The organism is Natronorubrum halobium, assembly GCF_051351675.1.
Classification (GTDB): domain Archaea; phylum Halobacteriota; class Halobacteria; order Halobacteriales; family Natrialbaceae; genus Natronorubrum.
Genome location: NZ_CP195595.1, coordinates 4293816 through 4319818, shown reverse-complemented (window position 1 = coordinate 4319818; position 26003 = coordinate 4293816). Strand labels below are relative to the sequence as shown.

General features: G+C 66.0%; 27 protein-coding genes. 9 read left to right on the top strand and 18 right to left on the bottom strand.

The features are described 5' to 3' along the window. Window positions 1-61: 61 nt before the first annotated feature. Genes ACSFC7_RS21530 through ACSFC7_RS21520 form a run of 3 tightly spaced genes read right to left on the bottom strand, consistent with a single transcriptional unit; the run spans window position 62 to window position 2103 of the window. Entirely contained in the window at window positions 62-766 is a 705-nt protein-coding gene (locus tag ACSFC7_RS21530) for an energy-coupling factor transporter transmembrane component T family protein (protein ID WP_436344854.1), read from the bottom strand. A gap of 28 nt (window positions 767-794) precedes the next feature. After that, window positions 795-1499 (bottom strand): energy-coupling factor ABC transporter ATP-binding protein, encoded by a 705-nt coding sequence (locus ACSFC7_RS21525; RefSeq protein WP_436344853.1) that lies wholly within the window; start codon window positions 1497-1499, stop codon window positions 795-797. Window positions 1500-1515: 16 nt separating this feature from the next. Next, entirely contained in the window at window positions 1516-2103 is a 588-nt protein-coding gene (locus ACSFC7_RS21520; RefSeq protein WP_436344852.1) for a biotin transporter BioY, read from the bottom strand. A gap of 497 nt (window positions 2104-2600) precedes the next feature. Between ACSFC7_RS21520 and ACSFC7_RS21515 the strand changes: the two genes are divergently transcribed. Continuing rightward, a complete protein-coding gene (locus ACSFC7_RS21515; protein WP_436344851.1) occupies window positions 2601-6353 on the top strand; it encodes a DUF7282 domain-containing protein in 3753 nt (1250 codons plus the stop codon). A gap of 138 nt (window positions 6354-6491) precedes the next feature. Here ACSFC7_RS21515 and ACSFC7_RS21510 read toward each other — a convergent pair whose 3' ends face one another. The 6 genes from ACSFC7_RS21510 to ACSFC7_RS21485 form a co-directional block, all read right to left on the bottom strand. Then, complete coding sequence (locus ACSFC7_RS21510) at window positions 6492-6779, bottom strand: DUF7545 family protein (RefSeq protein ID WP_436344850.1); 288 nt, start codon at window positions 6777-6779, stop codon at window positions 6492-6494. 296 nt (window positions 6780-7075) lie between these two features. After that, complete coding sequence (locus tag ACSFC7_RS21505) at window positions 7076-7543, bottom strand: DUF5799 family protein (protein WP_436344849.1); 468 nt, start codon at window positions 7541-7543, stop codon at window positions 7076-7078. Between the two features lie 132 nt (window positions 7544-7675). Next, window positions 7676-8176 (bottom strand): gamma carbonic anhydrase family protein, encoded by a 501-nt coding sequence (locus tag ACSFC7_RS21500; RefSeq protein WP_436348008.1) that lies wholly within the window; start codon window positions 8174-8176, stop codon window positions 7676-7678. Window positions 8177-8519: 343 nt separating this feature from the next. Beyond that, window positions 8520-8792: a DUF3006 domain-containing protein gene (locus ACSFC7_RS21495; RefSeq protein ID WP_436344848.1), complete on the bottom strand. Its 273-nt coding sequence runs from the start codon at window positions 8790-8792 to the stop codon at window positions 8520-8522. Further along, window positions 8789-9835, bottom strand: coding sequence for a ComEC/Rec2 family competence protein (locus tag ACSFC7_RS21490; RefSeq protein WP_436344847.1), 1047 nt, complete (start codon window positions 9833-9835; stop codon window positions 8789-8791). The genes ACSFC7_RS21495 and ACSFC7_RS21490 overlap by 4 nt, the downstream gene beginning before the upstream one ends. 184 nt (window positions 9836-10019) lie before the next feature. Next, on the bottom strand, window positions 10020-10415 hold the full coding sequence (locus ACSFC7_RS21485; protein WP_436344846.1) for an OsmC family protein: 396 nt from the start codon (window positions 10413-10415) through the stop codon (window positions 10020-10022). Between the two features lie 246 nt (window positions 10416-10661). Between ACSFC7_RS21485 and ACSFC7_RS21480 the strand changes: the two genes are divergently transcribed. Further along, a complete protein-coding gene (locus tag ACSFC7_RS21480; protein WP_436344845.1) occupies window positions 10662-11102 on the top strand; it encodes a response regulator in 441 nt (146 codons plus the stop codon). Window positions 11103-11304: 202 nt separating this feature from the next. On the opposite strand, the gene ACSFC7_RS21475 is transcribed toward ACSFC7_RS21480, so the two are convergent. Then, window positions 11305-12033 (bottom strand): metal-dependent hydrolase, encoded by a 729-nt coding sequence (locus ACSFC7_RS21475; RefSeq protein WP_436344844.1) that lies wholly within the window; start codon window positions 12031-12033, stop codon window positions 11305-11307. Between the two features lie 156 nt (window positions 12034-12189). On the opposite strand from ACSFC7_RS21475, the gene ACSFC7_RS21470 reads away from it, so the two are divergent. The 3 genes from ACSFC7_RS21470 to ACSFC7_RS21460 all read left to right on the top strand — a co-directional run bounded on the left by ACSFC7_RS21470 (window position 12190) and on the right by ACSFC7_RS21460 (window position 15369). Further along, window positions 12190-12453 (top strand): hypothetical protein, encoded by a 264-nt coding sequence (locus tag ACSFC7_RS21470; RefSeq protein WP_436344843.1) that lies wholly within the window; start codon window positions 12190-12192, stop codon window positions 12451-12453. Window positions 12454-12537: 84 nt separating this feature from the next. Further along, window positions 12538-14757: a DHH family phosphoesterase gene (locus tag ACSFC7_RS21465; protein ID WP_436344842.1), complete on the top strand. Its 2220-nt coding sequence runs from the start codon at window positions 12538-12540 to the stop codon at window positions 14755-14757. A gap of 111 nt (window positions 14758-14868) precedes the next feature. Next, complete coding sequence (locus tag ACSFC7_RS21460) at window positions 14869-15369, top strand: SHOCT domain-containing protein (protein WP_436344841.1); 501 nt, start codon at window positions 14869-14871, stop codon at window positions 15367-15369. A 20-nt stretch (window positions 15370-15389) separates the two neighbouring features. On the opposite strand, the gene mnhG is transcribed toward ACSFC7_RS21460, so the two are convergent. The 7 genes from mnhG to mbhE are packed head-to-tail and all read right to left on the bottom strand — an operon-like array spanning window position 15390 to window position 21528. Beyond that, on the bottom strand, window positions 15390-15752 hold the full coding sequence (gene mnhG, locus ACSFC7_RS21455) for a monovalent cation/H(+) antiporter subunit G (protein WP_436344840.1): 363 nt from the start codon (window positions 15750-15752) through the stop codon (window positions 15390-15392). Next, window positions 15752-16042, bottom strand: coding sequence for a monovalent cation/H+ antiporter complex subunit F (locus ACSFC7_RS21450; protein ID WP_436344839.1), 291 nt, complete (start codon window positions 16040-16042; stop codon window positions 15752-15754). Before ACSFC7_RS21450 ends, mnhG begins: the two co-directional genes overlap by 1 nt. Further along, window positions 16035-16640: a Na+/H+ antiporter subunit E gene (locus tag ACSFC7_RS21445; RefSeq protein WP_436344838.1), complete on the bottom strand. Its 606-nt coding sequence runs from the start codon at window positions 16638-16640 to the stop codon at window positions 16035-16037. Before ACSFC7_RS21445 ends, ACSFC7_RS21450 begins: the two co-directional genes overlap by 8 nt. Beyond that, window positions 16637-18319 (bottom strand): complex I subunit 5 family protein, encoded by a 1683-nt coding sequence (locus ACSFC7_RS21440; RefSeq protein ID WP_436344837.1) that lies wholly within the window; start codon window positions 18317-18319, stop codon window positions 16637-16639. The genes ACSFC7_RS21445 and ACSFC7_RS21440 overlap by 4 nt, the downstream gene beginning before the upstream one ends. After that, the gene (locus tag ACSFC7_RS21435) at window positions 18319-18672 is read right to left on the bottom strand and encodes a sodium:proton antiporter (RefSeq protein ID WP_436344836.1); all 354 of its coding nucleotides are present in this window, start codon (window positions 18670-18672) and stop codon (window positions 18319-18321) included. The genes ACSFC7_RS21440 and ACSFC7_RS21435 overlap by 1 nt, the downstream gene beginning before the upstream one ends. Beyond that, entirely contained in the window at window positions 18669-19133 is a 465-nt protein-coding gene (locus ACSFC7_RS21430; RefSeq protein ID WP_436344835.1) for an MnhB domain-containing protein, read from the bottom strand. Before ACSFC7_RS21430 ends, ACSFC7_RS21435 begins: the two co-directional genes overlap by 4 nt. A 34-nt stretch (window positions 19134-19167) precedes the next feature. Further along, window positions 19168-21528 (bottom strand): hydrogen gas-evolving membrane-bound hydrogenase subunit E, encoded by a 2361-nt coding sequence (gene mbhE / locus ACSFC7_RS21425; protein WP_436344834.1) that lies wholly within the window; start codon window positions 21526-21528, stop codon window positions 19168-19170. Between the two features lie 456 nt (window positions 21529-21984). Here mbhE and ACSFC7_RS21420 point away from each other — a divergent pair, with 456 nt between their 5' ends. From ACSFC7_RS21420 to ACSFC7_RS21405, 4 genes are all read left to right on the top strand, one after another. Beyond that, the gene (locus ACSFC7_RS21420; protein ID WP_436344833.1) at window positions 21985-22212 is read left to right on the top strand and encodes a hypothetical protein; all 228 of its coding nucleotides are present in this window, start codon (window positions 21985-21987) and stop codon (window positions 22210-22212) included. Between the two features lie 653 nt (window positions 22213-22865). Then, window positions 22866-23111: a hypothetical protein gene (locus ACSFC7_RS21415; RefSeq protein ID WP_436344832.1), complete on the top strand. Its 246-nt coding sequence runs from the start codon at window positions 22866-22868 to the stop codon at window positions 23109-23111. Continuing rightward, window positions 23021-23221, top strand: a complete 201-nt coding sequence (locus ACSFC7_RS21410; RefSeq protein WP_436348006.1) for a DUF7344 domain-containing protein — start codon at window positions 23021-23023, stop codon at window positions 23219-23221. The genes ACSFC7_RS21415 and ACSFC7_RS21410 overlap by 91 nt, the downstream gene beginning before the upstream one ends. Window positions 23222-23352: 131 nt before the next feature. Continuing rightward, complete coding sequence (locus tag ACSFC7_RS21405) at window positions 23353-25068, top strand: tRNA uridine(34) 5-carboxymethylaminomethyl modification radical SAM/GNAT enzyme Elp3 (RefSeq protein WP_436344831.1); 1716 nt, start codon at window positions 23353-23355, stop codon at window positions 25066-25068. Between the two features lie 46 nt (window positions 25069-25114). Here the strand turns inward: ACSFC7_RS21405 and ACSFC7_RS21400 are convergent, their stop codons facing one another. Then, the gene (locus tag ACSFC7_RS21400; protein WP_436344830.1) at window positions 25115-25897 is read right to left on the bottom strand and encodes an HpcH/HpaI aldolase family protein; all 783 of its coding nucleotides are present in this window, start codon (window positions 25895-25897) and stop codon (window positions 25115-25117) included. Window positions 25898-26003: the final 106 nt, after the last annotated feature.

Below are 26003 nucleotides of genomic sequence, written 5' to 3'. Positions count from 1 at the left end.
GACGCCGCTCGTCGATCGCTCTCCTTCGGACCGCGGGCGTCCCCCGTGAGAGACACGCGGGTTAGAGCAGCGCCAAGAGCGCGAGGACGGCAGCCAGCCCGAGTGCCGGGTAGTCGACCCGCGAAAACGAGAGCGCGGGAAGGGTCGGATTCCAGGCGAAACAGCGCGCCTGCATGGCGAGCGCGAGTCGATCGGCCCGATCGAAGGCCCGCGTGAGCCCGAGCAAGCCGATCGTGCTCGCGCGCTCGACGACGCCGCGTTCGTCACCGAGTCGGGCGGCCATCGCGTCGCGGATCGTCCGGAGATCGGCCTGAAGCACGGGGAGAAACCGGAAGACGAGCGAGACGCCGACGCCGAGTAGCTGGCCGGGTTTGCCGGGGATCGTCCGCTGGATCGCGGCTCGAGACGCGCGAATCGGCGTCGAGCGGATGTAGGCCGCACTGACGAGCAGGACGAGTAGGACTCGGTAACTCGCGCGGGCGGAAGTTTCGGCGTCCTCGAGAGCGAACCACGGCGAGCCGAGGGTGAGCCCCGCGAGCAGCGGCGCGAGCCCGAGAAAGACCAGCGCGAACCGGTAGGCGTAGAGCGTCCCGAGCACCGAGACGCGAGCGGCGAGCAGAATCAGCGCGGCAACGACGGAGAGGATCAGCAGGGCGCGCGAGCCGGTGTGAGCCAGTGCGGTCGCGGCGAACCCGATCTGGACCGCCAGCTTCGAGCGGGGATCGAGCCGGTGTGCGAGCGTGTCGTCGGGGTCGTAGGTGAGCATCGTCGGGAGAGTCGTCGAACTGAGTCGATCAGGCGTCGGGAACGCGAACCTCGAGTCCCGCGAGTTCCTCGAGTGCGCCCTCGGGCGGGTCGTCGACGACGACGCGGCCGTCGCGCATGGCGATGATGCGGTCGGCCAGGCCGACGACGTCCCGCAGGTCGTGGGTCGCGAGGAGGATGCCGGTGCCGTCGGCGACGAGGGACTCGAGGCGCGAGAGTACGGATCGCCGCGCCGGATCGTCGAGCCCGGTAAAGGGTTCGTCGAGCACGAGGTGAGTCGGTTCCATCGCGAGCGCGCCAGCGATAGCCACGCGGGACTGCTCGCCGCCTGAGAGCTGGTCGATGCGCTCGTCCTCGCGGCCGCCCATGTTGACCGCCTCGAGGGCTTCTTCGACTCGTCGATCGATCTCCTGGCGCTCGAGGCCGAGGTTTTCCGGGCCGAAAGCTACGTCGGCTCCGATCGTCGCGGCGACGAACTGGTCGCGCGGGTGCTGGAACACCATACCGACGCTCGATCGGGCGGCGATGAGGTCGTCCGAAACGGGCGTCCCGTTCACGAGAACGGTTCCGGAGTCCGGGGTCAGGAGGCCGTTGCAGTGACGCAACAGCGTCGTTTTCCCGCTGCCGTTGGCGCCCGCGAGGACGACGAACTCGCCGTCACCGATGGTGAGCGAGACGTCCTCGAGGACGGAGACGTCGTCGAAGGCGTACGAGACGGAGCGAAATTCGATCATTGCGTTTCCGTTCCGTTCACGACTGGATCGGCTCGATCCGGCCGCTCCGGACGATGGCGATTGCCGCGGCCATCTTGAGCAGTTCGCCGGGAATGAACGGGAGCGCGAAGGCGGTGATCGCCTCCCAGGCCTCGAGTTCGAGCAGCCAGGCCGCGTACGCCGTTCCCATGGCGTAGATGACGACCGTTCCCATCACGAGCGCGACGACGACGATCGGCAACGGAACGTCGGCGGGGTCGCGGAGATCGGTGTCGCGATGGACGACGGCGCCGATCAGCGCCGCGGCCACCGGATACGACCAGAGGTAGCCTCCCGTCGCCCCGAACAGCGTTCCGATTCCGGCCTCCCATCCCGCGAAGACCGGAATCCCGATCGCACCGGCGGTGAGATAGAGCAGCATCGACACTGTCCCCCAGACCGGCCCAAGTACGAGTCCGGCGAGGAAGACGAACAGTACTTGCAACGTGATCGGTGCCTGTGACAGCGGTATCGGGATCGACACGGGTGCCACTGCCCCGAGTAGCGCCGCGAGCACCGCTGCCCGCGCGAACTGCCGGACGACGTCACCCTCCACGAGTTCCACCGAACTCCGTTCCGTTTCCATGGGTCGACTCGTTCGTAAACCCAGTTCAACACTTCGGTTTCCGAGAAATACGACAGAAGGCCGTCATATCGGTCGTCTGGTAGCGATACCGGTGACGTGAGAACGACGCAAAACGGCGGATTCCTGTCATACTCTCGGGAGATCGAGGCGCAGTATCGAGCCGTTTGACGAACTGTCGGCCCTCGATCCGGTCGTTCGATAGACACCGCGAATTCGACGGTCTCGAGGGTCGTAATGAGTGATTGTGTTCCGTTTCTAACTGAAACGACCGACGTAGCTTAAGCACTCGTTCGGCCCGATGACTGAGAACTGATGCGATCTGTGAGTATGAGATTCGATCGTGGGTGCCGGCGGGAGAACCGTGACCAACAGCCGAACCGTGGGTGCGACGACGACCGGCGGTGGCCGACCGACAGCCGACGGCGGGGAAGCGCCAGTCGACAGCACGCGGACCGCAGTCCACGGCGCGTGACGACTATCGGCGGGGGAGTCGAGGCATGAACAAGGGACGGACTGCACTCGCTGCGACGCTTCTCGTCGCGTTCCTGATGGTGACGAGCGTGATGGCGTTGCCGCTGCTCGGCGGCACCGTCGCTCCGTTCGATGCCGGTCAGGAGGGACCCGACGATTCGAACGGCGACACACCCGAGATCGATACCGGCGAGGAACAGGCTTCGAACGGTGCCTCGGACGCCCAGCGCGCTGACTCGAGCGAGTCGCTCGAACTGGTCGCGATGGGGCCGACGACGGCGGCCGCGGAGACCGCTAACGCGGACGCGGCCGACTCGGAGCCGGAATCCGGTGCTGCCGCGGAGACGACAGAAACGGATGCGGATCTTCAGGCGACCCTCGCACAGGAGCAGGTAGACGCCGTCGAAGCCGGCGTCGACGAGGGGATCGAACTGGCCCAGTCCCAGGGCGTCAACGTGACGCAGGAGCAGCGAGCGGCGGCGATCGAGGGGGCCAGCGAGTCGGTCACGCAGCACCAGGAAGCCGAGGTCGAGCAGGTCCAGGAGGCGACGAAAGGTGCGGTCCACGGCTCGCTGATGCAATCGCAGCAGGTTGAGGCCGAGCAGATCCAGTACGCCGTCGGCGGCGCGACCGACGGGGCGCTCGCCCAGTACCAGACGGTCGAGGCGAGCCAGATGCAGAGCGCGACGTGGGGTGCGACGCACGGCGCGCTCGCCCAGGAACAGCGCGTCGAGGTCGAGCAGATCCAGGTCGCGACGCGCGGCGCCGCCGCCGGTGCCGCGTTCGAGGCCGGCGCTCGAGATATCGACGAGAAGCCCAAGATCCAGGAGGCCGCACAGGGCGCGGCGTACGGTGTCTTAGCGCAGTACCAGCAGATCACCGTCGAGCAACGCCAGCAGGTCACGCTCGAGCACGTCCAGCACGCCGCGGCGGGCGCGTCGGGCGGCGCACTCGAGGGCTCCACGCAGGAGGCGCTCGAGCAAGAACAGGACGTCGAGGTCGAACAGTACCAGCGCGTCGATATCAAGCAGATCCAGAAGGCCGCGACGGGCGGCGCGAAGGGCGCGCTCGTCCAGCAACAGGAGGTGACGGTCGAGCAGACCCAGTCCGCGGCACGGGGGGCGAGTGCGGGAGCGCTGAAACAGGTGCAGACGGTCACCGTCGAGCAGGTCCAGCGCATTTCGATCACGCAGATCCAGGAGGCCTCCTTCGGTGCGGCGAAGGGATCGATCTCCCAGAGCCAGGAGGCGACGGTCGAGCAGATCCAGGCCGCGGCTGAAGGCGCCGCGGGCGGCGTGCTCGTCCAGCAACAGGAGATTTCGATCACGCAGATCCAGTACGCCGCGTTCGGCGCGTCGGAGGGCGCGATCGAGGGGGCGATCCAACAGCAGGTCGTCAACGTCGAACAGGTTCAGTACGCCGCGTTCGGGGCCGGTGAGGGCGCGGTGATCCAGACGCAGGTCGTCGACGTCACGCAGGTCCAGAGCCTCGCGAGCGGGAGCGCGAGCGGCGTCCTGGTACAACACCAGGAGGCGACCGTCGAACAGATCCAGTTCGCTGCCAGCAGTGCCTGCCAGCAGACGGCGCAGGTGGTCCAGTACCAGCAGATCAGCATCACGCAACTGCAGATCCTGACCCAGGAGACGGCGAGTGACGCAACGGCGTACGCCGTTCAGGAAGAGATCAGCAACCCGATCGAGATCAGCCAGTACATCGAAATCGAGATCGAACAGCGGATCGAGGAGGTCGACGAACTCGAGGGCACGGCGTCGATCGCGTTCGCCGATCAGGACGGCGACGGCGAGAGCGTCACCGTCGACAGCGTCGATCTCTCCGAGGGCGGCTTCGTAGCGATCTACGCGGGCGACACCGCCGCCGATCCGAACGGAGTGATCGGGGTCTCGAGCTACCTCGATGCGGGCGAGCACACCGACGTCGAGATCGATCTCGAGGAGCCGATCGAGGGGGACCAGCCGCTCGTCGCGGTGGCCCACCACGATACGACCGACGACGAGTCGTTCCAGTACGCGGCGTCCGACGGCGAGGAGGACGAGCCGTACGTCACCGGAGCCGGGGCACCGGTGCTCGACACGGCGCTCGTGACGGTCGATGCACCTGACGACCCGGACGATCCGGCCGATCCGGAAGCGACCCTCGCAGTCAGCGACCAGGAGGGTGACGGCGAGACGCTCGTCGTGGACGAAGCGGGCGCGGACACCGACTTCACCGTCACTGCCGCCTACGACGGCGAGCAGGTCGAGAGCGAGCAGTTCGAAGCGAACGAGACGCAAACGGGGCTCGAACTGGCCCTCGAGCCACCGATCGAGGAGTCCACGACCGTCGACGTAAGCGTCGTCGGCGATGACGACGAAGAACTCGCGAACGACTCGCTCGAGTACACGCTCGAGGACGAGCCACCGACCCCGGATCCCGACGCGACGCTCAACGTGAGCGATCAGACGGGTGACGGCGAGACCGTCACCGTCGAGGAAGCGAGCGCCGACGTCGAGTACGCGCTCACCGTGACCGACGAGGACGGCGAGCAGCGCGCGGCGAGCGAGCCGTTCGAGGCCAACGAGACGGTCGAGTTCGAGTCGCTCGACCTCGAGCCGCCGCTCGAGGAGAACGCGACGCTCGAGGTGGCCGTCGAATCGGTCGGAGCGGAGACGGAGGCGGACACTGCGGGTGACGGCGCTGTGGCCGACACCGACGCCGACGGCGTCCTCGCGAGCGAGACGATCGAGTACACGGTCGACGGCGGGGAGGCGTTCGAGGCGACGTTCGTCGACTGTTCGCAGGCCGAGGTAACCGGGTCGTTCGAAGAGGGCGACATGATCATCGTCGCCACCGGATTCTACGAATCGGGCGGCTTCGGGAACACGATGGGCGAGTACGCGATCACAGTCGGCGAGGACGTCGAGGCGCCGTTCGAGGGGACGATCACCTACGAGACCGGCGAGGAATTCACCGTCGAGGAGACTGACGACGGCGCGACCGTCACGGTCCCCGAGGGTAACTTCGGAACCGCGATCACCGGCTTCGCCTCGCCGGATGCAATTCCGGGATCGATCGATCATCCGAACCCCGACGCGAGCGACTGCATCGAGGAGGTCCGACCCGACCTGCCCGACCTCTCCGTCGAGGACACGGAGTCGACCGACGACGGCATCGACGTCACGTTCGGCTACGAGAACCCCAACGACGCCGAACTGCTCGTCGGCAGCGAGTTCGTCGAGGGGACGACCGACGACGAACCGGTCGACGAACTCGAGCCCGGAACGAACGAGTTCACCGTCCAGTGGACGCCCGAAGACGACGACGAGCGACTCGTCTGGGCCGTCGACGTGAGCAACTACGACTACGAGGACGACGCGGTCGAGCCCGCCGCGACGGAGCCCGCAGGCGAGATCGATCCGACCGAGGACGCGGCCGATCCGACTGACGAGCCAGCGGACGAAGAACCAGTCGACGAGCCAGCTGACGACCCCGTCGACGACGAGACGCCGACCGAGGAGCCGATCGAGGAAGAGACGCCCGAGGACACCACCGAGGAATCGCCTGCGGAAGCGGACGAGACGGACGGTCCGTCTGACGAATCCGAAGGGGACGAGGCGACCGGCACGGACGATGGTGGCGACGCGGAGCCGACGGAATCTGCGGAGCCGACGGACACTGCTGAATCCGAGGAGTCCGATGCTTCCGAGGAGTCGACGGAACCTGACGAACCCGACGGGCTGGATTCGGATTCGGGTACGGAACCGGCTGAAGCGGCCGAGTAGCCGCCGATAGTTACGTCGGTACCGGTTCGGTACGGCTTCGAATCAGGTGCGAACGACGCGCTGTCGGTTTCGGATACTGTCGCGGAAAACGCCACTCGAGTTCGGTTCGAACTCGGATCGTGCGTTCGAGTCGCCGACTCAGTGCTGGTGGCCGGTCGCTTCGCCGTAGGTCACGCCGAATCGCTCCTCGAACAGGTCCATGATACGGTCTTCCTGGGCCTCGAGTTCCTCGTCTGCGCCCTCACCGTGGTGGACGATGTGGTGGGCGCGGCTGGCGAAGGAGAGGAGGGTGACGTCGGCGATCGTCTCGGCGTCGGTCTGGTCGCCCTCGGCGACGAGATCGACGAGTCCGGACGGGATGGTTACCTCGTCGGTGCTGTCGTCGGCGCTGATCTCGAACGTCGTCGTCTCGATGTCGTCTGTCATACCCCTATCGTAGTGAAGCGTCCGTAAAGGTGCTGTGGCTTGAAGCGGAGCGTCGGGTGTGTCCGTTCGTGGGCACTCCGGCGGTTTCGCTCGCTGACGTCGATGCAGTAGGTGGCTTCCTGTCGAATTCGAACTCCAAAACCAGCGAGTACGCGGTCTCCCGCGTCGGTCACTGATAGGATCGGTTGTAAGTCATTTCCGGCGCAACCGCGAATGCCTTGCGGTTGCGCCGGTAAACAGTTACAACCGACCCTATGACGACGTGACTCGTTTCGAGACCGATCGGATCTGCGGTCCTACTCCTCCGTCGCTGCGACCTGTCGAACCGAGTCCCACTGCCCGTTGGACTCGAGGTGGGACTGTAACTGGTCGGCGTACTCCTGCGTGAGTTGCTCGGCTGCCCGCTCCTGTTCGGCGTGCGAATCGCTTCCGTCGCCGCCGTCCAGGCCGAGTGCGCCTTTGATCGAGCCGAGAATCCCGCCGCCCGAGGGGCCTCCCTGCTGACCCTGTCCCTGTCCGGTCATCGCACCCATTCCGGTGGCGACGTTCTCGAGTTCGGGGATGATCTGCTCGACCTTCTCGGTGTTGGCGACGATCCGTGCGCGGTCGGGATCGTCGGGGTGTTCGATCTCGAACTCCGTGGCGGTCATGATCAGACTCCACTGCTGGCTGGAAAACTGCGACTCCGTGATCCGCGAGGTGAACTCCTGATCGACGGTCATTCGCGCGCCGACGATCCGGTCCGTCCACGGGCTGTCACTCATACTCACTGTTTGGAACGGTAGCGCTATCAGGGTTTTCATCGCTCGTGGACGAACAGCCACGAGTTTCGGCTGCGAGGCGGACTCGCGTACTCGGCGTGCCCTCCCGGCAGCGGATCGGTCTCGCTTTGCGTCTCAGTCGAATCGCTCGGACGTCTCCGCGTACCGCCGCGAGAGTTCCACGTACCGGTCGGCCGTCTGCTCGAGTCGTGGATCGTCGATCTCGGTCTTCGGTTCGGCGGGCGCGCCGGCGACGAGCGTCGACGGCGGGATCTCGGTGTCTTCGGTGACGACGCTGCCGGCGGCGACGACCGCACCCTCGCCGACGCGGGAGCCGTCGAGGACGACCGCGTTCATGCCGACCAGCGCGCGCTCCCCGACGGTCGCGTCGTGGACGATCGCGCTGTGACCGACCGTCGCGTAGGCCTCGAGTTCGGCGTCCTCGTGGAGGACCGCGTTGTCCTGGACGTTCGCACCCTCGCCGACGACGATCCGGCCGTGATCGCCTCGAAGCGTCGTGTTCGGCCAGACGCTCGCGTCGGCCTCGACGGCGACGTTCCCGATCACGACTGCGGCCTCGTCGACGTACGCCGAGTCGGCGATCTGCGGCTCCTTCCCGTCGAACGATCGTAACATGCCTGCCCCTGCTTCGAGGAACGTCTTGAAACTGCCCATCGGTGTCGGGGCCTCGCTCTCGCAGTCGAACGTCACGTCGAGTCAGCGAGGCGCTGCGGTCCCATCCGACGACACCGAGTTCGTGTCGTGATAGTCATCCGCACAGCAATTCCAACATAATTTGGCACTACGGCTAATGCGTCGTCCGTCCAAGTACCGATTGACGACGGACATCCGTCCCTCCGACTGACGGGGCTCCGTCGTCGTGTCATCCCACGCACCCCGAACCACCAGTTGGGGTTTTAACCCCACCTTCCTTCCACCTCTCTCCGTCACACGACCGCCAGCGTAGCGAGTTGCCCGATTACTCGTCGGGGAGTCGCTCCGAGAGGCGGTCGAATCGCTCCTGTGCACTCCGTCGTCGCTCTCGTTCCACCGATGGCCGGTGTGTCAGGTCCAGTAGTTCGTCGGCCTCGAGTTCCGCGTCGAAAACCGCCCCTTCGTGCCGGCCGTCCTCGGGGAGCGACCCGACCGGGAGCGTGCGCTCCTCGACGACGGTTTCGTCGGCCTCGAGCAGGAGCACGGCGGTCTCCCCGTCGACGATCCGATCGACGACCGCGGTGTAGGTCTCGGTCATGGGGTGAGTGTAAGGGGGGACGGACCATCAACTCCTGCCCCCACCGACGGTCGGGGCGGCTCCAGTGACGCCGACTCCGACTGCGCCTCGTGTTTTCGCTCGAGCAGCGTCTCCGGATCCGTCGGTTCGTCGTGCTCGGCGGTCACCGACACGTCGTTCCCGTCGGTCGTGAGGACGACGTCGCCGTGGACACCCGTCCAGTACGTCGCGACACCGCGGTCGGCGAACGACTCGAGGACCTCGTCGTGCGGATGTCCGTACTGGGACTCGAGTCCGCCCGAGACGACGGCCACGTCGGGGCTTACGCGCTCGAGGAACGGATCCGTCGAGGACGTCGAGGAGCCGTGGTGACCCGCCTGATAGACGTCGGCCGCGAGGTCGTCGCCGTGGGACTCGACCAGTCGCTGTTCGACGTCTCGCTCGGCATCACCGGTCGTCAGGTACGTGAAGTCGCCGAACTCGACGGCGAGCGCGACGCTATTGGAGTGAAATCCGCCACTGGTGTCACCGTCGGGCGGATTGTACACGGTCGCCTCGACGGCGTCGTCCTCGAGGGGCAGGGTAGAGCCCTCGGCGACCTCGAAGAGTCTGACCTCGTACGCTTCGACGGCGTCGAGGTAGTCGTTGTACGTCTGACTCGTGTGGACGACGCCCGAGTCGTAGGCCGCGCCGACGCCCTCGCCGTTCTCCTCGAAGTGCTCGATGACGGCCGCGTGACCGCCGATGTGGTCCGCGTGGGCGTGCGTCGCGACGAGGTGGTCGATCCGGTCGATGTCCTCGCTCTCGAGGTAGTCGATGACCCCCTGGCCGTCCTGTCGCCAGTCGCCCGTATCGATCAGTATCGTCTCACCGGCCGGGGTGACGAGCAGCGTCGCGTCGGCCTGTCCGACGTCGATGTGGTGAATCTCGAGGTCACCATCGACTGCGTCGTCGCCCTCGTCGCCGAATTCGGGGTCGCTGTTACTGCCGAAGCCACCGATGCACCCGGACAGCACGAGTAATCCAGCAACTGACACGACTACCAGACCGCGTCGCCCTCCCATACTCACCCCGACGGCGTCACCCAATATGTGGGTTGGGACCGTCTCTCAGCCCGTACTGTTCTGAAAACTATCATCTCTGGACTCGTCCTCGAGTCGGTAACCGCCGACGGACGACCGAGAGATCAGCAGCGGTCGTCCATCGGGTACGGTCGAACTGACCCCGCTCGATACATCGATTCGCCCGTCAGAAGGCGCCGCTCTCGAAACTCGTCTCCGCGTACAGGTCCGACTTCAGCGCGTCGTGGACCTTGCAGAGTTCGTTCGCGCGCTCGATGACCTCGTCCGCCGTCTCGTCGTCGACGTCCGCCTCGACGCGGATGTCGAAGGAGACCGACTCGAGTTTGTCGTCGTCGTTGAGGTCACCCGTCGACTCGATTTCGACCCGTCCGAGATCGCCGGCGCCGCGCTGTTCGCCGCCGACCCGCAGTGCGGGGACGTAACAGGAGGCGTAGGCTGCCAGCAGCGCCTCGAGCGTATCGGGTGCCTCCTCGCCGGTCGCGTCGATGGTCGTCTCGAAATCGCGGATTTCGTTCGTCGCGCTGTATCCCTCCTCGGAGACGGTGGTGACCTGTTTCGCCATAGCACTCGAGACGTCCACAGCCTACGGTGTAAACGTTGCTCTCCGAAGCGATACCGTCCGGTCGACTGAGACGAATCGGGACGTTCGGGGTCGGTCGTCTCTTCGACGTACTCTATCCGAACGTCTCGACGACGCGATCTGCGTACCGAACGATGATTGTAGCAACGGCTAACTCCGAATCCGTGAAATTCCGCCTATGAAGCGCTTCACCGAATCTCTTATGCCGTTAACCCAGATAATTACACTATGGGAAACGGGGAATCAGAAGCGGTAATACTGCTGGTAGAAGACAACCCTGGTGATGTTCGCCTCATCGAAGAAGCCTTCTCAGACGGCAATATCGCTAACACACTCAACACCGTCACCGATGGCCAAGCAGCACTCGACTTCATCAATCAACGCGGGGAATACGAGGGCGCGCCTCGACCGGACATCGTATTACTCGACCTGAAACTCCCGAAAGTGGACGGTAAAGATGTTCTACACGAAATCAAACACCACCCCGAACTGGATCGCGTTCCCGTAATCGTCCTGACCGGGATGGATGAAGACCTGATCGAATCCCGTGACCTCGATCACGATGCGGACGAAGATGCGATCCTCGAAAAACCGGTTGACCCCGGCGAGTTTGTCGAGGTGATTCGGTCGTTCGAGAAGTTCCGGTTAGCCGTTATGCGGGAGGACTGACGGGTACGACTTCTTCGGTATCTCCTTCACCTGTACGTACCGTCGGAGGCGCCAAATAATCGGCTATCGAAGCGAATAGAGCCGGCAAATTACGTTCTCCTCGAGTGCCACTGGAACGGAGAACCGATTCGCCTCAGCGATCTCGGATCGACGTTCGGGACCCAAAAAAACGACGGTGCGAATCCGCCGCTCGAGCGACCGCTCAGGAGTCGATTGCGAACGGCTCGTCGGCCTCGAGCGTCACGACCTCGGCGTCGCTGCCCGTCGCCGCAACTTCGCGCTCGAAGTCTTCGGGATCCTGTTCGATCGGCGGGAAGGTGTCGTAGTGCTGCGGGAGCGCCAGATCGACGTCGAGCCAGTCGACGGCGATTGCGGCCTGCTGTGGCCCCATCGTGAAGTGATCGCCGATCGGAACGATGGCCGCGTCGGGCTCGAGATAGGGGCCGATGACGTCACGCATCTCGGACATTAGCGAGGAGTCGCCGGCGTTGTAGATGGTGGTCGACTCTTCGTCACTGACTTGCGTCGGCTTCGTGTCCGAAACGACGAAGCCGGCGGGCATCCCGCCGCTTTTGCCGTTCTCGGTCATGATGCCGTTCGTGTGGTCGGCACGGACCATGGTGACGTACGCGTCGTCGCACTCGACGGTGCCGCCGAGGTTCATCCCCATCCCGCCGACGGCGTCATCGAAGCCGAACTCCGCCTCGCAGTAGGAGACGAGCTCCGGCGTGGCGACCAGGGTCGCGTCAGAGAACTCGCCGGCGTGGGCGATGTGGTCGGCGTGGCCGTGCGTGAGCAACACGTAATCCGGCGTGTCGACGTCCGACGGCTCGAGATCCGTCTTCGGATTGTCGAAAAACGGATCGATCAGCAGTTCCGTCTCTCCTACGGTGACGTGCCACGTCGAGTGGCCGTGCCAGGTGACTTGCATAGCACGCCAATCGTTGGTCCGAATTCATCTTAAAGCTGGCCGAGCGGTCGTCTCGATCGGTGACGGTGGCCGTCGAATCGCGACGGTCACGGTGCTCGTCGAAACGGGACGGCTGCGATGCCGTGGCGTTTTCTACCCCCGACTCGTACGACGCGTATGCTCACGCTGAACCTCGACGAGTTCATGGTGGAGTTGAACGAGGGGTCGATCAAGAACGTCGGCCCGACGAACAAGTCGGCGACGGTCAAGCTGTTCGAGGTCGAGGATGCCGAAGCGCGGGAGTTCGGCGACAAGCGCGTCAAACTCGTCTTCGAGGACGCGGACGGAAACGAGGTGCAGGTGTCGCTCTTTCCCGAAGACGTTCGAAAGATCGCGAGCGATATCGAGGCACTCGAGGACGATTCACCGGTGTTCGAGTAAGCGTTTGAACCGTTCGCGCTCGGTGATCGAGTGCCGAGCGCATTTCGACAACCGTTTTAGGGCGAAACTGCTTGGTTCGAGTAGATGGGTAACTGTATCATCTGTGGCACACCCGTTGACGGCGAGATCTGTAAGAGTCACGAGGAGGATGCTGTCTTCGAATTTCGAGGCAGTTCGGCCTCAGAGCTCTCCCCCGGACGCTACTACCGGGGCACCGTCGACGGCTACGCCGACTTCGGTGTCTTCGTCGACATCGGCGACCACGTCACCGGCCTGTTGCACAGGAGCGAACTAGACCAACGACTCGAGAGTCTCGACTGGGAACCCGGCGACGACGTCTACGTCCAGGTCCTCAGCGTCAGAGACAACGGTAACGTCGACCTCGGCTGGTCGATCCGCCAGCGCGAACGCGAGTTCCGCGGCAAACTGATCGACACCGGCGACGACGAGGTGCTCCCCGAGGAGTTCGGGGACGACCGGAGCGAGTCGGCCGCCGATAGCGAGTCGTCCGACGACGGTGGCTCCGCAGCCGCGTCCGACGAGGACGCTACTGCAGCCACCGGGGACGCCGCTGCAGCCAGCGAGTCACCCGACGAAGCCGACGTCGAGGCCGGCGACCTGCAGACGGCCGTCGACGACTCCGGACCGAGCGACGACACCGGCGCGCCGAACGCGTCCGAGACCGTCACCACCGGCAGCGGCTCCGTCGCGACCGAGAGCGCCGCCGCGTCGACGCCGGCGACCGACGACGCCGCCGACGCCGAACCGGCACTCAACCGAACGACGATCGACACTATCGACAATCAGGTCGGCACCGTCGTCCGTCTCGAGGGCGAGATCACCGGCGTCCGTCAGACCAGCGGCCCGACCGTCTTCGAACTGCGCGATGAAACCGCTACCGTCGAGTGTGCGGCGTTCGAGGAGGCCGGCGTCCGCGCCTACCCCGACGTCGACATCGACGACGTCGTCGCACTCGAGGGCGAGGTCGAACGCCACCACGGCGACCTCCAGATCGAGACCGAGACGCTCGAGATCCTCGACGGCGAGGACGGCGAGACTGTTCGCGAGCGACTCGAGGACGCCATCGAGTCCGAGGCCCGCCCGGCCGACGTCTCCCTGCTGGCCGACCACGACGCCGTGGCGGCCGTCGAGGACGAACTCGTCGACGCCGCGACCGCGATCCGTCGCGCCGTCATGGAGGCCCGACCGATCGTCGTGCGCCACGGCGCGACCGCCGACGGCTACGTCGCCGGTGCCGCCATCGAGCGCGCCGTCCTCCCGCTGATCCGCGAGAAACACACCCGCGAGGACGCGGAGTACCACTACTTCGAGCGCCGACCGCTCGACGGCCGCGTCTACGACATGGACGCCGCGACCAACGACGTCACCTCGATGCTCGAGGCCCGCGACCGACACGGCGAGCAACTGCCGCTCGTGCTTCTCGTCGACGCCGGCTCGACCGAGGAGTCCGTCGACGGCTACGATCTGCTCTCGCTGTACGACGCCGAGACGATCGTGATCGACGACAGTCGCGCCGACGACGAGATCACCGACGCGGTCTCGCTCGCCGTCGCGCCGTCGCTCGCCGGCGTCGACGTCGCCGACGTCACGTCGACCGCACTCTCGGCGAACGTCGCCGCTCACGTCAACGACGACGTCCGCGACGACCTCGTCCACCTCCCCGCCGTCAGCTACTGGGAGAACGCCCCCGAGGCGTACGTCGACCTCGCGAGCGAGGCCGGCTACGACGAGACCGGCGTCTCCGAGCGCCGCGAAGCCGTCGCGCTCGAGGCCTACTACCAGTCGTACAAGGACAAGCGCGAACTCGTGATCGACCTGCTGTTCGCGGACGGCGAGGGATCACAGATCCCTCGAGACGGCGATCTCGCGGCCCACGTCTCCGAACAGTTCCGCGCGAAACTCGAGACCGAACTCGAGACGGCCCGGGAGAACCTGACGACCGAAGACGTCGACGGCGTCACCGTCGCCGTCCTCGACACGGGCGCGTTCACCCACCGGTACAACTTCCCGACGACGACGCTGTTGCTCGACGCGCTCCACCGAGAGCAGCGCGAGGCGAACGACGAACCGTTCGTCACCCTCGGCGTCGGTGACGACGAACTGCACGTCCGCGCGACCGACCAGCTAGACGTCCGCGCACTCGGCGACGACGTCGCCGCCGCTGCACCCGACGCCGGCGTGCACGTCGTCGGCGGACGGGACGGTCACGTCGCCTTCCTGCCGGGCGAACGCGACGCCGTTCGCGACGCGGCACTCGAGGCACTCGGCGAGACGCTCGCGTAACCAACGCACACCGGACACGCGTCAGTCCCGCTCCTCCACACCGCTCTACTCGCGCAGTGGCGACGCCGTTCGGTGGAAACAGCTTTCGGTTCAGCGGGTGTATCCACTCCCATGAGCGACGATCCCGCGACCCGCGTCCGTGAGCATATCACGGAGATTACGTCGATGATCGTCACCGAGATCTGGCTCGCAGCGATGTTCACCGGCCAGTCGTGGTGGCTCGCCGCGTTGCTCGTGGGGTACATCGTCGTCGTTCCCATCGTCGCCCTGCTGTACGGCGACGAATCGGACCGCGAAGAGTGGTGGGACTGGTGGGACGACGACTCCTGGGACGAGTGGTGGGGAGACGGGGACGAACGAGACGACTCGCCGAGCGCCAGTTCGAACCCGGAACGCGCCGACGAAACCGCGCCCGGCGACGCCCTCGAGACCCTCCGCGAGCGCTACGCCGCGGGCGAACTCACCGACGAGCAGTTCGAACGGAAACTCGAGCGACTGCTGGAGACGGAAACGATCGAGGACGTTCAGGAACGGGTGCAGCGTCACCGTGAGGAGCGCCCACCCGAGCACCGACGCCGGACTCGGGATCGGGACCTCGAGTACGACTCGTAAGCGAGCGCGCGGCCGAACACTCAGTCGTCCGGTTCTTCGTCTCGCTCTCGCCGTTCTCGTATCAACACCGTCTCGTCGGGCCAGGTGACGCTGCCGAGGAACGGAATTCCGATCCGTTCGGCGGAGCGAGCGATCATGTGCGCGCCCGTCGGAACGGTCAGGAACAGAAAGACGATCCCGATGATCGAGGTGAGTCCCTCGTTGCCCGGTCCGAACTGGACGAAGCCGGCGAGGAAGATCGCAGCGGTGCCGAGCGTCGTGGGCTTGCTCGTCGCGTGCATCCGGTTGTAAACGTTGGGCAGGCGGAGCAGGCCGATCGTGCCGACCGTCAGGAAGAAGACGCCGACGACGATCAGCGCGACGACGACGGCGGTTCGGATCATTATATCACCTCCCCCTCGATGACGAACTTCGCGACCGCGACCGTCGCGATGAAGCCGATGATCGCGAGCACCAGGCTCACGGTGATAAATAGCCCGCGGTCGGTCTGGATGGCGAAGAGGACGGCGATGGCCACGACGTTCGTCGCGATGGCGTCTAAGGCGACCACCCGATCGGGGTTCGTCGGCCCGCGGATCACGCGGTAGCTACAGAGCACGCAGAGCAGGCCGACGAGTATCAGCGCCGCGCGAACCGTCAGCTCGAGGACGTCCGGACCGATCAGTTCACTCATCGTTCTCACCCAGCGGTTCCCCGCCGTAGCGTTGACTCCGCTCCCCGCCCGAGACGACGAACTCGCGCGGCGGATCGTCGGGCGAGGCGTCTTCGTCGAACATCTCGAGGGCGTAGCCCTCCCACGTTCGGATGGGGGCGACGATCGCCTCCGGATCGCGGCCTTCGATAGCGTGCACGTAGAGGGCGTTCGATTCTTCGTCGTGGTCCAGGGTGACCGTCCCGGGCGTGATCGTGATGCTGTTGGCGATGGTCGTGACCGCGAGGTCGGTTTCGACGCGCAGCGGCACCAAGATCACTTCGGGTTCGATCGGCATCCCCGGCGAGAGCACTCGGTAGGCTACGTCCACGTTCGCGCGGACGATCTCCCACGAGAAGGTCGCGAGATAGAGACCGACGTAGGGCAGCGCGAGCACGCCCCGTCCGAGATCGACCCGCGTACCGTACAGCCGCCGGAAGAGGTACGCCGTCGGCAAGCCGACCGCGAGGCCGAAGAGGAACTGACCGAGCAGTACCGAGGGCGCGAGGGCGACGCCGCGAACGAAGATCCACAGCACGGCGAAGCCGACGCCGGCGACCGGCCAGGCTCGAACCTTCACGCGTGCTCACCGCCGTTACCATCGCTAGTCTCGTCCAGTTCGTTCAGATCGCCGGGATCGGTCGGATCGACGGCGTCGATGTATCCCTCCCCGTCCAGCGCGGCCGTCGCGGCGGCGTCTGCGAACTCGTAGACCAGTTCGAAGCCGATGCCGACCGCGACGATGACCGCCGCGAGCGTGATCAGAACGCCGACCTGGACGGAATCGACGGTCGCGTTCTCGACGGCGGTCGTCCGCGCGCCCCAGAAGCTCCGGTTCCACATCCGGGTCGCGTAGGCGATGGTCAGCAGCGAACCGACGAGCAGGAGGCCGACGATCGAGGCCAACTCGGCTCGAGCCGCGGTATCGAAGACGAGCAACTTGCCGAAAAAGCCCGACAGCGGTGGGATACCGACGAGCGCGAGCGAGCCGACGAAGAAGGCGATGGCCATCGGCGGCGACCGCCCCGCGAGTCCGCCGAGGTCGACGAACTGGCTCGTTCCGGTCGACGATCTGACCGCGCCGGCCGCAAGGAAGAGCAGCCCCTTCGCCAGCGTGTGGTTGAGCGCGTACACCAGCGCCGCGACGATGGCCAGGTGGCGCAACTCGGCGCTCGCGGTCGTCGCCGCGACGGCGACCGGCAGCGCGATGAAGCCGACCTGGCCGATACTCGAGTACGCCAGCACCCCCTCGATCGAGTCGCGGCCGACGGCGCCGATGCCGCCGACGAGGATGCTGCCGGCGGCCATGACGAACAGCGCGGTCCCGACGAACGCGGTGGGGGAGTCCCCGGACGCGACGGTTCCGACGATCGGTGCCTCGAGTGAGACCCCGACCTGCGCTCCGGCAAAGATGGTAAAGGAGAGCCGGATGATCGCGTAGATGCCGACTTTCTTGGTCGCGCCGGCCAGCAGGGCGGTGATCTGCGGCGGTGCGGCCCGGTAGGCGGTCGGGATCCAGAACTGGAAGGGGACGAGGCCGGCTTTGATGGCGAACACCGACAGGAGGAGGGCCAGCAGGCCGACGACCGGGCCGGGATCGATCCCGTACGCCGTCGGAGCGGCGAGTCGCTGGGCGAGATCCGCCATGTTGAGCGTGCCCGTCGTCGCGTAGATACCGCCGACGCCGAGCAGGAAGACCGCGCTCGCGAGCAGGTTGAGCGCGACGTACCAGAACGCGGCGCGGGTGTGCTGGGGGCCGCCGTAGTAGGCGACGAAGACGTAGCTGGCCATCAACATCACCTCGAACCAGACGAAGAGGTTGAACAGGTCGCCGGTGAGGAAGGCGCCGGTGACGCCGAGCGCCAGGAAGTGAAACAGCGGGAAGTAGTAGCTGCGGCGGTCGATCTCGGGCAACATGCGCGTCGAGAAGACCAGCGACGCGATTCCGAGGATCGCGACCATGGTCAGCATGAACGCCGACAGGCCGTCGGCGACGAGCGTGATGCCGAAGGGTGCCGGCCAGTCGCCGACCTGGTAGGTCGCGATCCCCGGCGCGTCCGGCGCGAGGACGATGTACCAGTCGATCGCCGCGACGGCGACCGTGTAGGCGAGGCCGCCCGCGAGGCTCACGCCGATTCGCGCCCGCGGCCATCGGCCGAACAGCAGGCTTCCGACGCCCGCGACGAGGACGACGAGCATCGGAGCGATCACGAGTTGCGATTCGGTGCCGATCGGCGGTGTGGCCAGTGGAAGTATCATCAGTCGCGATCACCCAGGTCGGAGACGTCCAGCGTGTCGTGTTCCTCGTAGACCCGATACGACAGCACGAGCGCGAACGCGGTCATGCCGAAGCCGATGACGATCGCGGTCAGGACGAGCGCCTGCACCAGCGGATCGGCCGTCTCCGGCACGTGTTCGCCGTGGCCGGCCAGGACGGGAACCGTGTCGGCGGTTCCCTCCGCGATCCCGCCCATCGCCAGCAGGTAGACGTTCGCCGCCTGGCTGATGATGGCCAGCCCCCAGACGACCCGGATCAGGTCGCGCCTGAGGAGCAAGAACGTGCCGAGCGCGAACAGCGCGCCGACCACGAGCGCGACGACGAACGCCGTCATTCGGCTCCCACCACCGAGAGAATTGTCAGGAGCCCGCCGACGACGACGCAGAAGACGCCGAAGTCGAACGCGATCGCGCTCGCGATCTCGACGTGGTCGTAGATCGGCACCCCCTCGAGAATGACGTACGACTGCGAGAGGAACGGGAGGCCGAACAGCAGCGGTACGAGGCCGCTCAGGACGGCGACCGCCAGCCCGTACTCGAACAGGCGCCGGTAGGCGACGACGACGCGATCCCGCGAGGGCTCCTTTCCGGGTTCGACGTCGCGGCCGAGGACGCCGCTCTCCAGGAAATCCAGCCCGAAGGCGAGATAGATGATCGCGAACGCGGTCGTCGTGAGCACGCCGGCGATGAAGCCGCCGCCGGGGAGGTTGTGGCCCTCGACGAACAGCGAGGCCGCGACGACGAAGATGATCGGGACGACCGCTCGAGCGGTCGTGCGCATGATGACGGTGGTCATCGCGTCTCACCTCGGGTGCGGGTGTCGGCTCGCGTCATTCGTCGGCCCCTCCCTCGCGCATTACGATCAGCGTCAGAATCGAGATGGCCGCCAGCGCGACCACGACGAGTTCGCCGAGCGTGTCGAAGCCGCGGAAGTCGACGAGGGTCACGTTGACGATGTTCGTCCCGCCGCCCTCCGGGACGGCTCGTTCGGCGTAGTAGCGGGCGATGGCGGTACTTCCCTCCGGGCGCGCGTCGGTCGTGACGAGGACGGTGACGAAGGCGGTCACGCCGACGGCGACGGAGAGGGCGGCGTCGCGAGCGACCCGGCCGAGGCCGACCTCGTAGTACTCCGGGATCTCCTCGATCACGAGCAGAAAGATCACGAGGACGAGCGTCTCGACGACGAGCTGGGTCAGCGCGAGGTCGGGGGCGCTCGCGAGGATGTAGAAGATGGCGATCATGAACCCCAGAATCGAGAGCGTGAGGATACCGGCGATGTGCGACGTCGAGAGCACGACGGCGATGCCGGCCATCACCGCGACGAGCAGGACGAGCACGATCACGGGCGGGGCGTCGATGTCGACGAGTTCCACGGGAACGATCGCCCCCGTCGCGGCGAAGCCCGCGAGCGCGAGGGCACAGGTCGCGGCGAGCGTCCAGCTCGCGTACGTCCTGAGCAGTCCGTTGTGAATCTGGCCTGCGAGCCACGAGCCGCCGTCCGTGAGGTTGTTGACGATCGCGTCGTACCACCAGTTCGAACTGATCGGCGGGGCCGTCCGCGGGATCGAGCGAATTCCGTCGTGGATGGTGCCGTAGAAGGGATACGCGAGGAATCCCAGCCCGATCGTGACGATGCTCATCCCCACCGCGGGGGAGTACGAGGTCGGGATGCCGACGTGCATCTCGTGGGTGTCGACGGCGGTCGCGTCGACGCCGCCCTGAACGATCGCGCGGACCGCGATCTCGGGATCGACGCTGACGACGGCCGTGAGCGCGGCCAGCAGGGCCGGCGGCACGAGCAGGAAGACGGACGGCCGGTGGACGTGCTCGAGCGCGTCGGGTCGCCCGCCGAAGAACAGCGAGAGGAATCGAAGCGAGTAGAGGACGGTGAAGATACTCCCGAAGACGGCGACGGCCGGGTAGAGCCAGCCCAGCACGCCGATGTCGTGGACGTGGCTCGCCTCGACGGCCGCCTCGAAGAGCAGTTCCTTCGAGTAGAAGCCGCTGAACGGCGGAATGCCGGCCATACTGAGTGCGACGATCACGGTGATGGCGGCCGTTATCGGCAGGTCGTGCCGGAGGCCGCCCAGATTCTCGAGTCGCCGCGTGCCCGCCTCGTGGGCGACGATGCCGGCGACGAGGAACAGGGCCGCCTTGAACATCGCGTGGTTGAGCAGGTGGAAGACGCCGGTTTCGGCGCCGAGTACCGACGTGAAGCCGAAGCCGGCCGTGATGAGCCCGAGGTGGCTCGCCGTCGAGTACGCCAGCAGTTCCTTGATGTCCGTCGAGGCGACCGCGAGGAGCGCACAGACGGTCATCGTCGTCAGCCCCAGGGTGGCAAAGAGGAGGAGCCACTCGAGGCTCGCGAGCAGCGGGCGGACGCGGCCGACGAAGTAGACGCCGACTTTGACCATCGTCGCGGAGTGGAGGAACGCCGAGACGGGCGTGGGTGCGGCCATCGCGTTGGGCAGCCAGAAGTGCATCGGGACCTGTGCCGATTTGGTCCCCGCGCCGATCGCGAGCAGGCAGAGCACCGGCAGGAACAGCCCCTCCTCGCGAAGCGCGGACTGCATCTGGTCCGGATTCTCGAGCATCGTTGCGAGGTCGAACGCCGCCGTGGGGCCGAGGGCGTCGCCCGCGACCAGCGCCAGGAGGAGGAAGCCGACGAGCAGGAAGAGCCCGCCGCCGACGGTCACGAACATGGCCATCCGGGCCGCGTACTGCGAGGAGTCGTCGGCCGTGTAGTGGCCGATCAGGACGAACGAACAGAGGCTGGTGAGCTCCCAGAAGAGGAAGATCGAGAGCAGATCGGCGGCCATCGCGACGCCGATGACCGATCCCATAAAGGCGAGCAGGGCGGCGTAGTACCGGACCAGCCCCGACTCGCCGTGCATGTACGCCGTCGAGTACAGAAAGACGAGCGCGCCGATGCCACTGGCGAGCAAGGCGAACAGCAGCGCCCAGCTATCGACGGTGAACCGCAGCGCGACCTCGAGCGAGGGGATCCACTCGAGGGCGACGGTCCCCTCCGTGCCGTACTGACTGGCGAGCAAGCCGAAACAGATCAGCGCCGTCGCCGTCCCGGCGTACCCCGTCTTTTCGCCGAGGAGTCGGAACAGCAGCGGCGTCACAGCCGCGACTGCGAACGGTAGCGCCACGGCCAGGAGGACCACCGACAGCTCCGGGGACATTCAGTCCAGTGTGGCTACCAGCAGGGACGGCTTAACGGTTCCGCTGGAGTACGCGGCGGCTCGGTCGACATCCCCGTCTCGAGCGGGCCGACGACTGGTGGGTATCTGGAAGCCGGTCGATCGGATACGGCCTGCCAGCCGCGGACGCTATCGAGTCGCTACGATCGTTCGTGTCGATCGCGCGGCGGCTCTGTACTGTGGGCACATCGCCCGCGGTCGTCGAACTGAGCGGGCGTCTCGGTCTCGGCGGGTCGAGCAACGTCGACGACTGGGCGGGGTCCGGTACGCGTCCCGACGAGCGCGTCGTCCAGCACTACGACCCCTCGTGCAGCTGTTGCGGCGAGTACGGCGGCGGAGCACGACCGGTTCGGTTATCCCCGTCCGCGACCTGTAAACGGCTGAGCGTTCGAGCGTGGCTCCCGATCGGCCATCACTCTACGACGCCCGTTCCCGATAATGAAGCCAGATACCCCCTCCCCGGATGCCGCCGACACCGATCCGACGCGTCGGTTCGAACGCGAGTTACGCAACCTCATCGCGGACTCGTTCGCCCGCGGTGCGGCGCTCGAGCGAACCTGGGAGATCCCGTCTTCCGTGACGGGTGCACCGAACTGGAGCGTCAGGATCGAGAAGATCTACGGGGACGACGATCCGTCGTACGAACCGCAACTCCTCGACGAGTAGGACCGACCGAGCCGGCGCGGATTACAGTAGGGCAGGAGAAAGCCCACGGCGTTAGCCGTGGGATGAATCTGTAAGCCCTATGCCACTCTCCACCGGAGACGGCAGTACCGGAGTTCCCACGTCGAGCAACGCCGTCTTCGACGGCACCAGAGCTTTGCTCTGACTTCTCGCGTGGTAACAAATCCGACCGAACCAGTCCACGACGTAACGGCTTGGCCGACGCGAATCGTGGTACCGTGCGGGCTGAATACCCCGCCGTGGAGGGGCGAACGGTATTCGTCTTGTGGAAGCGCCGACCGCGCGTCGGACGGAAGGCCCGTTTGACCGGGCTATACGCGCTGTAACACACGTCCTCAGTCATAATTGGATGGCAACCGTCGACGTGGCTCCCGAAAGGGGACTTGACCACCGAGGAAACGCGCAACCTTGAACTCCGCTTCGCGGAATCCCACGACTTCAGTCGTGTGGAGGAGGTCAAGCATCAGACACTTTCCCGTACACTCCGCATACGGAGACTGTATCGGAAATTTTCAGTTAACGAATCATAGAATTTATAGTGGTGGTGGACACATCGTTGCGTGTACTCCGCTGAAGTCGCCGGGAGAGATGACCACGTCGTTGCCGTGCCGCCGTAGGCCGAGTTGGAAGATACTATGAAGACTAACACGATTACCCCGGACGATGGTACCGACCTGCGAGATCCGTCACCCACGACGCTCTTCGAAGCGTTCGCGTCGCCGCGTCGCCAACTGCTGTTGCAGTATCTCGCGCACAGACCGGGCGCCGTGCTGCTCGGCGACGTCGCCGAATACATCCCATCGCGGAAGGAGAACCGACGCGCGACCGCTACGAGCGGGTCCTCGTCAGCCTCTCTCACCAGCACGTTCCGCATCTGGTAGACGCCGCCATCGTTCGGTACGACGTCGACCGAGAGACGGTAACGCTGGTGCCCGATCCCGAGACGATCGACCCGTACGTCGAACTCGCCGCGCTCCGCTCACGCTCGTAACTCGAGTCGGGGGTAGCTCCCCACGCTCGAACTCGAGTCCGAAACGCCGTCCGTTTCTCGCGTGCTCGCGTACCGAGCGAGCGGGCGCGACTCCGACACGCTTATTCGCCGTGAACGACCAAATCCGTACAGTGAGTACCGAGACGCCCGATTCCGATCCAACCGAGACCGACGCGTTCGAGCAGGTCTGTGCGACGCTCGTCGAGCGGATCCTCGCGGGCGAGATCGAACGCGACGAGGTCGAGACGGCCAAACTCGAGACCTGCTCGGAGTACTCGGCACCGAAAGTGCCCAAGAACTCCGAGATTCTCGACTACGCGCCCCAGGAGCGCCGCGAGGAACTCGAGGCGGTCCTCCAGCGCAAGCCGGTCCGTACGGCCTCCGGCGTCTCGCCGGTCGCGATCATGACCTCGCCCGAGCGCTGCCCCCACGGGAAGTGTCTCTACTGTCCCGGCGGCCCGGACTCGGAGTTCTCGAGTTCGCAGAGCTACACGGGCGACGAACCCGCCGCCGCACGCGGGGTGCAGAACGACTACGACCCGTACGGACAGGTCACGCTGCGACTCGAGCAACTGCGCGAGATCGGCCACCCCGTCGACAAGGTCGAACTCATCCTGATGGGCGGGACGATGACCGCCCGGAGCCACGACTACCAGGAGTGGTTCGTCAAGCGCGCGCTCGAGGCGATGAACGACTTCGACGTCGACAAGGAGCCCGAACCCGCGGAAGGCGTCAGCTTCGCACAGGACCCCGAGGAGTACGAGTGGACGTATCTCGAGGACGTCATCGCCGAAAACGAGACGAACGACATCCGCAACATCGGGACGACGTTCGAGACCAAACCCGACTGGTGCGACCCCGAGCAGATCGATCGGATGCTCGACCTCGGCGGGACGAAAGTCGAGGTGGGCGTCCAGACGACCTACGAGCGCATCAACCGCGAGATGCACCGCGGACACGGCGCGCAGGCGTCGATCGAGGCCAACCAGCGACTCCGGGATTCGGCGTTCAAGGTCGGCTTCCACATGATGCCCGGCCAGCCCGGCATGTCGAAAGAGATGTGTCTCGAGGACTTCCGGCGGATCTTCGAGCAGGAACAGTGGAAACCGGACTTCCTGAAGATCTATCCGACGCTCATCGTCCGCGGGACGGCGACCTACGACTGGTGGCACGAAGGGGAGTACGACCCGCTCGACAACGAGGAGGCCGCCGATCTGGTCGCCGAGATCAAGGACATGATCCCGCGCTACACGCGCCTCCAGCGCGTCCAGCGGGACATTCCGGCGGACTACATCGACGCCGGCGTCTGGAAGTCCAACCTCCGACAGCTCGCCCGACAGCGCATGGACGAGCACGGCTGGGAGTGCGAGTGTATCCGCTGTCGCGAAGCCGGAATGAACGACGAGGAACCCGACGAAATCGAACTCGACGTGCTGACGTACGACGCCTGCGGCGGCACGGAACACTTCATCTCGTTCGAGGACTTCGAGAACGACCTGCTGATCGGCTTCTGCCGACTGCGGTTCCCGAGCGGTGAGGCCGGCGCAGCCGGGCGATCCTCGTCGGACTGGTCCGACGTAGATCCGGTACGACCGGAACTCGAGAACACCGCGCTCATCCGCGAACTCCACGTCTACGGCACCGAAGTCGCCATGGGAGAGGAGGGGAAGACGGACCAGCACCAACACCGGGGCTACGGCCGCCGACTCATGGAGCACGCCGAGGAACTCGCCGCCGACGCCGGCTACGACAAGGTCAGCGTCATCTCCGGTATCGGCGCGCGGGAGTACTACCGGGAGAAACTGGGGTACCATCAGGACGGGCCGTACGTGAGCAAGCGGCTCTGACGGGCGGCGCTTCGCTCTTTCCCGTTCTCGAACCGACGCGCACGGATCACTCGTCTCGCTTCTCCATCGCGTCCTCGAACATCGCCTTCGCCCGCCGGCCGCCCGCCTTCACGTAGTCGATATCGACCCCGGCCAGCACGAAGTCGAAGCCGCGGTCGACCCAGCGCTGGATCTCGTCCTCCTCGAACGCGAGCGTCGCGACGGGCTTGTCGGCGGCGTGGCCCGCCTCGAGCACGCGATCGACGGCCTCGAGAAATTCGTCACCCGCGGTTTCGCCGAAGATGCCGAGCGCAGCGGAGAGGTCCGCGGGGCCGACGAACAGTCCGTCGAGGCCGTCGACGGCGGCGATCTCCGCGACGTTCTCGAGACCGGCTTCGGTCTCGATCTGGGCGATCGCGACGAGTTCGTCGTTCGCGCGCTCGACGTACTCGGGGAACGCCTCGCCGTACTCGGTGCCGCGGCCGTAGCCGACGCCGCGGACGCCCTCGGGCGGGTAGCGGGTCGCCTCGACGAGCGCTCGAGCGTCCTCGGGCGTGTCGATCATCGGCGCCATCACGCCGTCGACGCCGGCGTCGAGGACGCGCTTGATCTCCGTCGGGTCGTTCTCCGAGAGGCGGACGATCGCTCCGGGGTCGGTGTCGACGTCCGCGGCGTCGATCGCTCGCGCCATCTCGGTGATCGTCTCAATCGAGTTCGTCGAGTGCTCGCCGTCGATCATCACGGCGTCGAACTCGAGGTGGGCGCTGAGTTCGGCGATCGCCGGGTCGCTCAGCGCGACCCAGGTCCCGACGAGCGGCTCTCGGTCACGGAGGGCGGAGTGGAACGTCATGCCACCGTGTTCGCCGATTCGCGAGAAAAGGCCTCCGGTGGGGAATCGGCGCGACGGACGATCCTCCTCGGTCCGGGAGTCCTCGTCTCCGAACGCCGTTCCGTGT